The sequence below is a fragment of the Microbulbifer hydrolyticus genome, from assembly GCF_009931115.1.
Lineage (GTDB): Bacteria > Pseudomonadota > Gammaproteobacteria > Pseudomonadales > Cellvibrionaceae > Microbulbifer > Microbulbifer hydrolyticus.
This window is the reverse complement of sequence record NZ_CP047491.1, coordinates 225353-237613: the sequence shown is the minus strand read 5'-3', so window position 1 is coordinate 237613 and position 12261 is coordinate 225353. Positions and strand designations below refer to the sequence as shown.

Genomic DNA, 12261 nt, shown 5'->3' with positions numbered 1-12261 from the left:
GAGTGAGGCGCGACTAGAAGCGGTAGCTGAAATTCACGGTGAGTGTGCGCAGGTGTCCGAAATTGAGGCGCACATCCTCATCCGCCACGGCGTCGTAGAAACGGTACCTGGCATCCACATCGTTATAGTTGTACTCGATCGACGTATCAAAATCCTGGGTCCATTTGTAGCGATAGCCCACACCCGCATTCCAGTAATTGTCATCTATATCATCGTCGATGACATAGAGTACGTCGCGCTTTTCGATGGTATCAACATCGAAATTCCCGTAGTTCCAGCCCACCATCCAGTACAGGCACTGCACGTCGCAGGACACGGTAAAGTCCACTTTGGCGCCAATGCCCCACTGGTCCACCGAGACGCTACCATCATCAAAACCGGTGTAGCGCAGCTCTACCTGCCAGATACCCACGTCGGGGGTTACACCGATACTCGCGTAACCGGCAAAGTCCTGTTCGTCATTGATCTGCAGCTCGCCAACACCGAGCCCCACGGTACCCACGATGTGATATTCACCGTTGCAGTAGCCGTCGATCGGATTGTTCCACTGGGCCAGTGCTGCGCTGGAAGCGAATAGGGCCAGAAGGAATACCAGACCTTTCATTGTCACCGTCCTTGGTTTTAACTGGTTCAGAAATGCACTGTGTCACTTGATAAATGCCGGAAGCAGTTGACGCCTTTCAAACCGCTCAGGATTTCGGACTCACTTCATTTTGTTCAATATCGATAATCGCCCACACGCCACCCGCAAAAGCCGGGTTCTTGCGCAGAACATCCAGCTCACCGGCCTGTGGAGGTGGGTCTCCGGCTGCCTCGAGTTCATCCAGCCGCTCGACAATGGTTTCCGCCATTTTTTGCAGGGCACCTTCGAGAGTTTCGCCATGACAGTGGCAGTGTGGGAGATCCGGCGCGATGGCACCGTAACCGGCAAATTCTATGTTGTGGACCACAACCGGGTAGCGCATGGGAATTTCTCGTTTAAGTTAAGCTTTTATCCCACCAAGCGTAGACCCAATTACCGAGACTTGAACAAAATTCTCAGCGAGGAAAATATTTACGCGACGTTTGCAGAATTCTCCGCAATTCACGCGAAAAAATTCCTACACATTGCGCAAAAGCATGTGACAGGGAGCTAATCACTCCGCAAACGTTCTTTACGATTTTTTAATAACCGGGTGCAAAGCCGCAGCGCCCCAGAAATGTTTGACTAGCGAGGAATTCGCCCGAGCAGGGCACGGCGGGAAAAAATCATTTCCCGGTAGGTTTGGAGAAGGGATATGTCGAGAGAGGCATCCGCACCCTGCAGTTCTTTCATCTGCCGTGAAAGCCAGGTGATTTCCACTTCCAGGCGCTGGCGCAGGTGACGGGTTTCGGGTTCACTGATATTGACGTGTGAATACCCGGTGTTACCGCGGAAACTGGTCATAGGCATTACCTCCCGGTTGTCGGCCGTCGTCAAAAACCACACAACAGCCGAGATATAAGGGTAAGCCTAGACCAGTTTTCTGGTTTCTACCGGTTTACACTAGCAGCAGGGATTTCCAGTCAAAAGAGCGGTCGCCAATCACGTAGAAAAAGGGGTTCAGCAACGCTTCTTTCTGGTTGTACCGCAGCAGTTCAAACTGGTCGTCCACGACAATACCGCCCGCGGCTTCCACCACCGCCTGGGCAGCGGCAGTATCCCACTCGCAGGTAGGAGCGAGACGCGGATAGAGGTCCGCAGCACCCTCCGCCACCAGGCAGAGTTTCAGGGAGCTACCCATGTTCTTGAGGCCGGTCTCGCCCAGGCTTCCCTCGATACGGGCCAGCAGCGTATCCACTGCGCCGGCACCGTGACTGCGGCTGGCAACCACTTCAATTGGCTGTTTGGCATCGAGGCGTGGGCGCATCGCGCGTACAGAGATGGGTAGTTCCCCTGTGGTATCGCGCTTGATGGCGCCGAGGGATTTGGCTCCGGCATAGGTAATATCCAGCACCGGAACGTGCACCACCCCCAGGACCGGCTCGCCATTTTCAATCAGGGCCACGTTCACAGTGAACTCACCATTGCGACGAATGAATTCCTTGGTGCCATCCAGCGGGTCGATGATCCAGTAGCGCGCCCACTTGCCGCGCTGGTCGTAAGAGGGCATTTCGCCTTCTTCGGACAGTACCGGCACACCCGGCACCAGCTTTTCCAGGGCCGGGGCGAGAATCTTGTGCGCCGCCAGATCTGCCGCGGTGACCGGGGAATCATCGGACTTTGTATCCACTTCGATCTCGCCACTGGCGTTATACACTTCGAGGATTGCCTCGCCCGCCCTCACCGAAATGGCGATGACCTGATCCAGCAGCTCCCTGCTTACTACGTTATCCATGATTCCCCCTAAAAAGCTCTTAAAATACTGAAGCGAATGATTATACGCGCGACGCGGCAGGAATTGTTGGCCGATCCCGCCGCGACCCTTCGCATTTGGTCAGGCGCTGAACAGGTCTTCGATGGACAGGTAGCGCTCGCCGGTGTCGTAACTGAACACCAGTACGCGGCTACCCGGTGCCAGGTCCTTTTCCCGCTGCTTGAGCGCGGCGAGGGATGCGCCCGATGAGATACCCACAAAGATTCCCTCTTTCAGCGCACACTGGCGGGCCATTTCAAAGCTGTCCTCTTCGCTGACCGGAATGGTGCCGTCCAGTGCCTCCCGGTTCAGTACCTCCGGCACAAAACCGGCGCCAATTCCCTGCAGGCGGTGCATGCCCTTCTCCTTGCCCGCAATCACCTGGGATTTCTCCGGCTCTACCGCCAGCACCTGCAGGTCTTTCATGGACTCCTTCAACACTTCACCGCAACCGGTGATATGGCCACCAGTACCCACCCCGGTAATCAGATAGTCGAGACCTTCCGGAAAGTCGGCGAGAATCTCCTGCGCGGTGGTATTTTTGTGCGCCGTCACGTTGGCCGGATTTTTGAACTGCTGGGGCATCCAGCTATTCGCATGCTCGGCCAGAATTTCTTCCGCCCTGGCGATAGCTCCGGGCATGCCATTTTCCTTGGGTGTGAGCACCAGCTCCGCGCCCAGGGCCTTCATGATCTGGCGGCGTTCCACGGACATGGACTCCGGCATGGTCAGAATCAGCCGGTAGCCCTTTACCGCTGCCACCATGGCAAGGCCGATACCGGTGTTGCCGGAGGTCGGCTCGACAATGACGCCACCAGGCTTAAGCGCACCGCTGGCCTCGGCATCCTCTACCATGCCGAGGGCAATCCGGTCCTTGATGCTGCTACCGGGATTAAATCGCTCGACCTTCATCCACACTTCGATATCGTCCCGAAACAGGCGGTTGAGCCGCACATGGGGGGTATTGCCGATGGTTTCGAGAATATTATTGGCCTTCATCTGTCACTCCGTGAGGTGATGGGTTGGGTCGGCGGCTTCTGGAATCGTTAGAATATCTCGATCCTGTGGATTGAACCGCCAGCTGCTTTGACGAATACTCGGTCAAGAATACCCGCAAGCATTACAAAGATAAAAAGACATAAATAAAGAAAGACACCGGAGTTCAACATGCTCGACGCCGCGATGACCACACAGCCAGAGTCTTCCGCCCGCAATTTCCCCCTCATCGCACTGTTTATCCTGGGCAGCGTTGTGTATATGGGGCTGGACGCGTCCGGTGCCGACGCGCTGTGGATGGCGGCACTGAAGATCGTGCCAATCCTCGCGCTGGCAGCGCTGGCGGCGAGGGACCTCCGGGGAACAGGCCGTGCGCTGGCCGTGGCCGCACTGGCCTTTTCCGCCACCGGTGATGTGCTGCTGGCAATCCCCTTCAACAACCATTTTGTCTTCGGCCTGGGCGCCTTTCTGCTGGCACAGCTGACCTACGCCGGCAATTTTCTGCGCGCGGCAGACGCCAGCAGCCGACGCTTTGCCCTGCGCGGGACCGCGGTGATACTCGCGGCGCTGTTACTGGCACGACAGGTACTGCCAGGCGCCGGCGAACTGGCGCTGCCGGTCGTGTTCTACATTGTGGCGATTGTGATCATGGCGCTGTCAGCGGCAGCCCACCGCAGCGGTTCGTCGCTGCTGTTTGCGGGCGCGGTGACGTTTATGGTTTCCGACGCGCTGATTGCCATCAACCGCTTCGTCGGTCCGGTACCACTGGCGGGCACCTGGATCATGCTGACTTACTATGGCGCCCAGGCGCTGCTGGTGTTTGGCCTGATCCGCGCAGATTTGGTGGTACGCCGGGCTTAGGGGCATAATGGGCGCCGTTTTTTTGTACAGCTGCCCGGCCGGGCAGCAAGTGGATAGAGTTATGCTGGACTGGAGCCGGATCGATACGGTGCTGTTGGATATGGACGGCACCCTGCTGGATCTGCACTACGACAACCATTTCTGGATGGAACACCTGCCGCAACGCTACGCGGAGGCCAATGGTATCCCGGTGTCCGAAGCGCAGGCACTGGTGATCCAGATGACCGACGAGTTGCGCGGGACACTGGACTGGTACTGCCTGCACCACTGGTCCGACGTGCTAAAGCTGGATGTCCCCGCCATCTACCGCGAAATCGAAGACCGCATTGCTCTGCGTCCGCATACCGACAACTTTCTGCGCAGCCTGCGGGAAATGGACAAGCGCGCACTGCTGGTGACCAATGCGCACCCGGACGGCCTGGGCCATAAACTGGAAATTACCGGTATCGATCAGTGGCTGGATGAAATAATTTCCTCCCACGACCTCGGTCACGCGAAAGAAAGTGTGCTGTTCTGGCACTCCCTGCAGGAATGCCAGCCCTTCGACCCATCGCGCACGCTGTTTGTGGATGACAACCTGCATGTGCTGGGCGCCGCGCGGGAATACGGTATCGAGCACCTGCTGTGTATCCGCCAGCCGGACAGCAAGAACCCCGCGCGCGAAATTACCGAGTTTCCGGCGATTCACGATTTCGATGAAATCGTCGGGGTCCGCAAATCCTAGCCCGAGCTTACGCTTGGCCCCTGTGGCGGGCGGGTGCCGGGTGCAGCTTTTCAGGACCGCGGTGAACCCATCCCTGGGCGCTGCGGCAGCGACATCCTGTCGCTGACGCTCCTGAAAAGCTGCACCCGGCACCCACCCTTCACATCGACTTATTTGCTTCGAACCAATTCTTGGTTCTATTCACAATCATCATTGTTTTAGAGTTTTGATGGAAAAAGTACGTATCGACAAATGGCTCTGGGCCGCACGCTTCTTCAAGACCCGCAGCATCGCCAAACAGGCCATCGAGGGCGGCAAGGTGCATGCCAATGGTCAGCGGGTGAAGGCCAGCAAGGACATCTCCACTGGCATGCTTCTCACCATCCGCCAGGGATTTGATGAGAAAGTCGTGGAAGTGATTGCGCTCTCCGACCAGCGTCGCGGCGCAGACATCGCGCAGACGCTGTACCGGGAGACCGAGGAAAGCATCGCCAGGCGCGAGCAGTTCGCGGCAGAGCGCAAGGCCAGCAACGCGACGATTACCCACGAGCGGCCGAACAAAAAGCAACGCCGCCAGATTCACAGGTTCATCCGCGAATCACAGGACTGAGTGAATGCTCGGCGCTAAGGCCGGGGGCTGGGTGGATCTTTTCAGGAGCGCCGCAGCCGAAAGCACTTAGCTGCCAAAGTGCTAAACTGCCCCAAACCAACGAATAACCAAGAAGCCGCAATGAAACACCTGCTGACTCTGTGCCTGCTGATCTTCTGTTTTTCCCAGGCCGCCAGTGCCGACAACCGCGAGCGGGAGCAGCTGAAGCGCTCGATCATCAAGATCTACACCACCGCCGCCGCCCCCGACTACTTCAATCCCTGGGCCCTGCTCAACGCCCAGCAGCTGTCCGGCTCCGGCGCGGTGATCAAGGGGCAGCAGATCCTCACCAACGCCCACGTGGTCGCCAATGGCAGTTTTATCCAGGTGCAGCGCCACGGTGACGCGCAGAAATTCCGCGCGCGGGTCAAGTTCGTCTCTCACGACGCCGACCTTGCCCTGCTCACGGTGGAAGACGAGAATTTCTTCGATGACACCCGGCCCCTCGCCCTCGGCAAGTTGCCGGACCTGCAGGAAGAAGTCACGGTTTACGGCTACCCCATTGGCGGCAAGTCCCTCTCCATCACCCGCGGCGTACTCTCCCGTATAGAGCACCAGTACTATGCGCACGCCGAAAGTTACCTGATGGCAGGCCAGATCGACGCCGCCATCAATCCCGGTAACAGCGGCGGGCCGGTGATCTCCGATGGGCGTATCGTTGGCGTGGCGATGCAGACAAATCACAGCAAGGGCGCGGAAAACCTGGGCTACTTTGTGCCACCCAGCGTGATCCGCCACGTGCTTGAGGACGCAAAAGACGGCGTACATCAGGGGTTCCCGGAACTGGGTGCGGTCACCCAGAGCCTGGAAAGCCCGTCGATGAAAGCGGCCGCCGGCCTCACGGAAGATCAGGAAGGGGCACTGGTGGTGCGGGTATTTGAAGACGCCTCTGCCGCGCAGGTACTGCAGCCCGGGGACGTGCTGTTGCAGGTGGACGGCTTCGATATCGCCGCCGACCGCACCATCGAATGGCGTGAAAACCAGCGCACCAATTACCACTACGCTGTGGACAAATACCATGTGGGAGACAAGCTCCCGGTACGTATTGCCCGCAATGGCGAAATCGTGGACGCCGAGATTACCCTCGCGGCGACACCGCCATCCCGCTCGCTGGTACAGGGTGAGAAATTCGACCAGCGTCCGCGCTATTACATCTATGGCGGCGTGGTATTTGTGCCGCTGAATATGAACCTGATCAAACGCTGGGGTAACAACTGGCACTCCAAGGCACCGATCGAATATCTCTACGCCCGCAACCAGTGGTCCAGCCCCGACCAGCAGGAACTGGTCGTGGCCCTCAAGGTGCTGCCGGCACCGGTCAACCTGGGCTACCACGACTGGAAAAACTGGATCATCGAGTCCGTCAATGGTGAGGCCATTCAGGACTTCCAGCAGTTCGCACAATTAATGGAAGCTTCCGACGAGGGTTTCGTGGAGCTGAAAGACAGCGCCGGGTACCGCATGGTGCTGGATGCCGCTTCCGCCCTCGAGCAGCAACCGTTTATTCTGCAAACCTACCAGATTCCCGACCGCCACTCCCGGGGGCTGTTCAGCTCCCTCGCCGAGCGGAGCGGGTCCGAGGCGGAGCTGGGCCAGGTGCAGTAGCCGGTAACCGGCGCATTTATAAGGACAGAAACTGGGGATGCTTGGGGGAATACAGATGGTGGGCCGACTGGTGATGATGGGCATTGCCCTGCTGGCGCTGAACGCCAGCGCGGAGGAACTGTACCGCTGGGTGGACAAAGACGGCAAGGTACACTTCGGTGACCGGCCACCGGTGGAAGCCAAGGCGGAGTCTCTCGAGGGCCGCCTGAAGCCGGTCAACAGCGCAGCGCCAACCCGCAAACAGGACTTCCCCGATCGCAGCCGCGCCGGCCAGATCGAGCGCGAATACGCCGCGCGCAAACAGTCTGAACAGTCAAAGGCGCGTCAGCAGCGGCAGATCGCCTGCGCCCGCGCACGCAAGCAGCTCAAAATCCTCAAGGGGCCGGTGTACTTCGTAGACGCCGAGGGCAACGAGTCCACCATCAGCGAGCGCCAGCGACAGGTCGAGGCCCGCAAACTGGAAGCCCGCGTCCGGCAATACTGCGGCTAGGCCGGCCCTGACCATCGCCAGCCTGCAGTCACTATCATATAAGGCCATCGTATTTGGGCGCGGCAGGCTCTAAAATCGCCACCCCAAATTTTCAGCGAGGCACTCAATCATGTCCGACCAGTTGGAACGCTTCATCTTCTCCAAGCACGATATCCGTGGCCAGCTGGTCACGCTTACCGATGCCTACCGGGAGGTACTGGAGCACAATCAGCTGCCGCTGCCGGTGCAGCGCCTGCTGGGTGAGTTCCTCGCCGCTGCCTGCCTGCTTTCCACCACCCTCAAGTTTGAGGGCATCCTGATGCTGCAGGCGCGCGGCGAGGGCGACGTTCCCCTGCTGGTGGCCGAGTGTACCCATCACAGCGATGTGCGCGGTCTGGCGCGCGTGGAGGAAGGCGCGGATATCAAGGAAGGGGCAACCCTGCGTGAGCTGGTCGGCAACCGCGGTGCGCTGGTGATTACCGTGGACCCGCAGGAGGGCGAGCGCTACCAGGGTATCGTGCCGCTGGAAAAAGACACCCTGGCCGAGTGCCTGGAGGACTACTTTACCCAGTCAGAGCAGCTGCAGACCCGCTTCTGGATCGAATCCAGTGAGGACACCGTCGGCGGCATCATGCTGCAGGTGCTGCCGGGCAACAATGCCGCCTCTCCGGCGGAAAACGACGATGCCTGGGAGACCGGGGTGCACCTGGCCTCTACGGTTACCGCGGAAGAGCTGCACAGCCTGCCCCACGAAGAGCTGCTGGTACGCCTGTTTCACCAGCTGGAGCCGGCGAGCCTGGGCACGGCGAATATCCGCTTCAAATGCAGCTGCTCCGCCGAGCGCAGCGCGCGCGCGCTGATCGCCATGGGGCCCGAGGATGTCTACCAGCTGCTGGAAGAGCAGGGTGGCGAGATCACGGCAGACTGCCAGTTCTGCAACAAGACCTATCACTTTGACCGGGACAAGGTCGAAGAACTGTTCAACGCCCCACCGCATACCGTGCACTGATCCCGGCCTTCCTCGACCAAACCCAACGCGCCAGATGGCGCGTTTTTCATGTCAGGTACCCCCATCGTCTGCTGAACAGCTCGGGCCTGACAGCCCCGGCGGACCCGCTCCCGCTGCAAACGCCGCTGTAGTAAAAACTACAGAACACCCAATATTCCCCAAAATTATGAAGTAAAAAAACTACATCATAATTTTGAATGAATTTTCGTGATTTTTTTCCCTGACAACGCTGTTTTAGATCAAAGTTTGTACGATTTTTCCTGTGATCAGAATTTGAAGTTTGCCATAATGCGCCGGCCAGCTAGGCCTGGTCGCGGTACTGACTCGCGGTATTAGGCGGCACCCCCTACTATTTATTTCAGTGATACAACTTTCATGGGTAATAAACGAATGGCACAGCAAGACGACACGGTGCAGGTAATGTCCAACCTGGCGCCCGCTCAACTGGTAGAGCAGGCACTGAAGCGCGCAGAGGGTCACCTCACGCATACCGGTGCACTGCTAGCCGTGACCGGCGCTCGCACCGGCCGCTCACCTGCAGACCGTTTTGTGGTTGAGGAGCCTTCGACTTCCGACAATATCGAGTGGGGCAGCGTGAACCGCCCCTTCTCGGCAGACAAGTTCGACGCCCTCTGGGCCCGCGTCGAAGACTTCGTCGCCAGCCACGACAGCTTCGTGCAGCAGCTGCACGTGGGCCAGGACGAAGACCACTATATCCCCGTGAAAGTGACCACCCAGACCGCATGGCACAACCTGTTCGGTCGCAACATGTTTATCCGCGCGGAAAAGTACAATCCCAAGGGCAAGGAAGAGTGGCGCATCCTGCACGCGGCCAACTTCGAGTGTGACCCCTCCCGCGATGGCACCAATTCCGAAGGCTGCGTGATCATCAACTTCGCCCAGCGCAAGGTGCTGCTGGCGGGCATGCGCTATGCCGGCGAGATGAAAAAGGCCATGTTCTCCGTGCAGAACTTCCTGCTGCCGGAAAAAGACGTGATGCCGATGCACTGCGCGGCCAACGTGGGCAAAGACGGCGATGTATGCCTGTTCTTCGGCCTGTCCGGCACCGGCAAGACCACCCTGTCTGCAGACCCGGAGCGTTACCTGATCGGCGACGACGAGCACGGCTGGGCCAAGGGCGGCGTGTTCAACATGGAAGGCGGCTGCTACGCCAAAACCATCAACCTGAGCCAGAAGAACGAGCCGGTGATCTGGGATGCCATCCGCTTTGGCGCGATCGTCGAGAACGTGGTGACCGACGATGCCGGTGTGCCGGATTACGACGACACCAGCCTGACCGAAAATGGCCGCTGCTCCTACCCGCTGGAGCATGTGGAAATGCGCCAGCTGGAGAACCGCGCCGGCGAGCCGAAGAATGTCATCTTCCTGACCTGTGACGTGACCGGTGTATTGCCCCCGGTTTCCGTCCTGTCCAAGGAGGCTGCGGCCTATCACTTCCTTTCCGGCTACACCGCCCGCGTAGGCTCTACCGAGCTCGGCGCGGAGGCGGGTATCCACCCGACCTTCTCCACCTGTTTCGGTGCACCGTTCATGCCCCGCGCACCGCGCGAGTACGCCGACCTGCTGATGAAGCGTATCGAGGATTTCGACTCTAAAGTCTACCTGGTCAACACCGGCTGGACCGGTGGCTCCGGCGAAAAGGGCAAGCGTTTCCCGATTCCGGTTACCCGCGCGGTGATCGCGGCAATCCAGAGCGGCGCGCTCGAGAATGCCGAAACGGAGCGCCTGGAAGTGATGAACCTGGATATTCCAAAGCAGGTACCGGGTGTGGACAAGTCCTACCTCAACCCCCGCAATGCCTGGGCCGATGCCGGCGCTTACGATGCCGCCGCCAGCAAGCTGGCCGCGCTGTTCGCTGACAATATCGAGAAATTCGCAGTCAGCGATGAGATCAAGGCGGCTGGCCCCAAGGCCTGACGCATTGACATAAAGTCCGGTAGTGGTGAAGCCATTGCCGCTCTCCAAAGGCGATCTCCGGATCGCCTTTTTTGTGCCCGACGCCCACCCCGCACATAGCTATAGTCATATGAGGGGCCCGTTTTCCGAACAGGGAAACGGGAGCAACATTCAGAACGCCAGCAAGGGCAATCAGGCAGCATGCATGCCGTCGGGCAATCGTTTCTCTATGTTTAAGCGCCGCTACGACCATCTTCCCCCGAACCAGCAGACCAACTGGTGGGTCGTCGTTGGTGTCGCGTTATTGCTGCTGCTATTACTGCTCCTGTTGTGGCTATACCTGTACTTCAAAGCACTGGAAAAGCCCTATGTTGAGCTCAAGGGCTATCGTGTCGCCACCCACGCCAGCTTTAACCAGTTTCTGCGTGAGCGCGGCAACCGGCGTGAGTTCGGGCAACTGGCGGACTTCCTCAAAGACGCCGGCGTGGCAGATGCGACCGAGCCGGAAAACCTTCTGCGTCAAGGCTCCGACTGGCTGGATATCAACGAACCACCGTTTGCGATTCCGCCACGGGATTACTGGCCAAATATGGTCGCCACGCTGAAACTGGTTCGCGATGAGCTGGTCCCCAGTATCGGCCCGGTGGATGTGGTATCCGCGTTCCGCACCGACGGTTACAACCGCAAGGCCGGAGGATCCAGCAAGAGCAAGCACAAAACGTTCTGCGGGTTGGACCTCGTACCGCGCTCGAATATCAGCCGCAAAGAGCTGATCGAGGAACTGCGCAACCTGCATGCGCGCCTGGGCCCCGAGAGTCACATGGGCCTGGGTATTTACAGCGGGGTGCGCTTTCACGTGGACACCTGCGGGTTTCGCCGCTGGTAACGGACGCACCACACCTATCCGGAGTTGATTGAGCAGTACACGATGGATATCAAGGAAACACCCGATCACGAATTTATCGACATCCACATTGAGCGTCGCCGCGTCATCTGGATAGTTGCCCTGGTACTGATCTGTAGCCTGGTGCTGCTTGTGCTGACCGTGGAAAAAGTACGAGAGCTGGCAGAGCGTATCGTCAGCCCGGTGGAATACATCGAACCGGTGCCAATGCCGGAACCCCTCGACCCGGATGTGCCCCTGATCTACAAGATCAAGGGCTACACCGCAGCCACAGCAATCGCGTTTGAGAAATTCCTCGATGAAGACGACCACCGCGCGCACTTCGAGAAACTGGAACACTTCCTCAAGATCAACGAAGTCGACGACGTGGTGCCGCCGTTTGAGCTGATGCGCCAGGGCACCGACTGGCAGAAGATTGGCGAGCCGCCATTCGCCATTCCCCCGGAAGAAAACTGGGAAACCATGGTGGATACCCTCAAGGTACTGCGGGACTATATCATCCCAGCCATCGGCCCGGTTCACGTACTGTCCGGCTGGCGAACGTCTTCCTACAACGCCAAGGCCGGGGGTGCACGCACCAGCAAGCACATGCACTTCTGCGGTCTCGACATGATTCCCGAGGACGAATACACCCGCAAACAGCTGCTACCCAAGCTGCGTCGCATTCACAGGAAGGTCGGCCGCAGGTGGAACATGGGCCTCGGCATCTACAGCGGTATCCGGTTCCACGTGGACACCTGTGGTTACCGCCGCTGGTAAACCCTGCGCCTATC

14 protein-coding genes are annotated in these 12261 nt (G+C 58.9%); 9 read left to right on the top strand and 5 right to left on the bottom strand.

Translation table 11 applies throughout. The features are described from left to right. Positions 1 to 13: 13 nt before the first annotated feature. The 5 genes from GTQ55_RS01055 to cysK all read right to left on the bottom strand — a co-directional run bounded on the left by GTQ55_RS01055 (position 14) and on the right by cysK (position 3374). Positions 14 to 604, bottom strand: a complete 591-nt coding sequence (locus tag GTQ55_RS01055) for an outer membrane protein (RefSeq protein ID WP_161857048.1) — start codon at positions 602 to 604, stop codon at positions 14 to 16. An 85-nt stretch (positions 605 to 689) separates the two neighbouring features. Continuing rightward, positions 690 to 965, bottom strand: a complete 276-nt coding sequence (locus GTQ55_RS01050) for a type II toxin-antitoxin system HicB family antitoxin (protein WP_161857047.1) — start codon at positions 963 to 965, stop codon at positions 690 to 692. Between the two features lie 242 nt (positions 966 to 1207). After that, complete coding sequence (locus GTQ55_RS01045) at positions 1208 to 1426, bottom strand: hypothetical protein (RefSeq protein WP_161857046.1); 219 nt, start codon at positions 1424 to 1426, stop codon at positions 1208 to 1210. A 94-nt stretch (positions 1427 to 1520) separates the two neighbouring features. Further along, a complete protein-coding gene (gene cysQ / locus GTQ55_RS01040; RefSeq protein ID WP_161857045.1) occupies positions 1521 to 2357 on the bottom strand; it encodes a 3'(2'),5'-bisphosphate nucleotidase CysQ in 837 nt (278 codons plus the stop codon). Positions 2358 to 2456: 99 nt separating this feature from the next. Then, entirely contained in the window at positions 2457 to 3374 is a 918-nt protein-coding gene (gene cysK, locus GTQ55_RS01035; protein WP_161857044.1) for a cysteine synthase A, read from the bottom strand. 168 nt (positions 3375 to 3542) lie between these two features. Between cysK and GTQ55_RS01030 the strand changes: the two genes are divergently transcribed. The 9 genes from GTQ55_RS01030 to GTQ55_RS00990 all read left to right on the top strand — a co-directional run bounded on the left by GTQ55_RS01030 (position 3543) and on the right by GTQ55_RS00990 (position 12247). After that, positions 3543 to 4232, top strand: coding sequence for a lysoplasmalogenase (locus GTQ55_RS01030; protein ID WP_161857043.1), 690 nt, complete (start codon positions 3543 to 3545; stop codon positions 4230 to 4232). 61 nt (positions 4233 to 4293) lie between these two features. Then, entirely contained in the window at positions 4294 to 4956 is a 663-nt protein-coding gene (gene yrfG, locus GTQ55_RS01025) for a GMP/IMP nucleotidase (RefSeq protein WP_161857042.1), read from the top strand. 208 nt (positions 4957 to 5164) lie between these two features. Next, entirely contained in the window at positions 5165 to 5545 is a 381-nt protein-coding gene (locus GTQ55_RS01020; protein ID WP_161857041.1) for an RNA-binding S4 domain-containing protein, read from the top strand. A 120-nt stretch (positions 5546 to 5665) separates the two neighbouring features. Continuing rightward, positions 5666 to 7189: a S1C family serine protease gene (locus GTQ55_RS01015; protein WP_161857040.1), complete on the top strand. Its 1524-nt coding sequence runs from the start codon at positions 5666 to 5668 to the stop codon at positions 7187 to 7189. Between the two features lie 37 nt (positions 7190 to 7226). Next, the gene (locus GTQ55_RS01010; RefSeq protein WP_161857039.1) at positions 7227 to 7679 is read left to right on the top strand and encodes a DUF4124 domain-containing protein; all 453 of its coding nucleotides are present in this window, start codon (positions 7227 to 7229) and stop codon (positions 7677 to 7679) included. Between the two features lie 109 nt (positions 7680 to 7788). Further along, entirely contained in the window at positions 7789 to 8667 is an 879-nt protein-coding gene (gene hslO / locus GTQ55_RS01005) for an Hsp33 family molecular chaperone HslO (protein ID WP_161857038.1), read from the top strand. A 390-nt stretch (positions 8668 to 9057) separates the two neighbouring features. Next, entirely contained in the window at positions 9058 to 10605 is a 1548-nt protein-coding gene (locus tag GTQ55_RS01000; RefSeq protein ID WP_161857037.1) for a phosphoenolpyruvate carboxykinase, read from the top strand. A 208-nt stretch (positions 10606 to 10813) separates the two neighbouring features. Beyond that, positions 10814 to 11470 carry a D-Ala-D-Ala carboxypeptidase family metallohydrolase gene (locus GTQ55_RS00995; protein ID WP_237567760.1) on the top strand — a complete coding sequence of 219 codons (657 nt, stop codon included), beginning with the start codon at positions 10814 to 10816 and terminating at the stop codon, positions 11468 to 11470. Between the two features lie 42 nt (positions 11471 to 11512). Further along, on the top strand, positions 11513 to 12247 hold the full coding sequence (locus GTQ55_RS00990; RefSeq protein ID WP_161857035.1) for a D-Ala-D-Ala carboxypeptidase family metallohydrolase: 735 nt from the start codon (positions 11513 to 11515) through the stop codon (positions 12245 to 12247). Positions 12248 to 12261 lie beyond the last annotated feature (14 nt).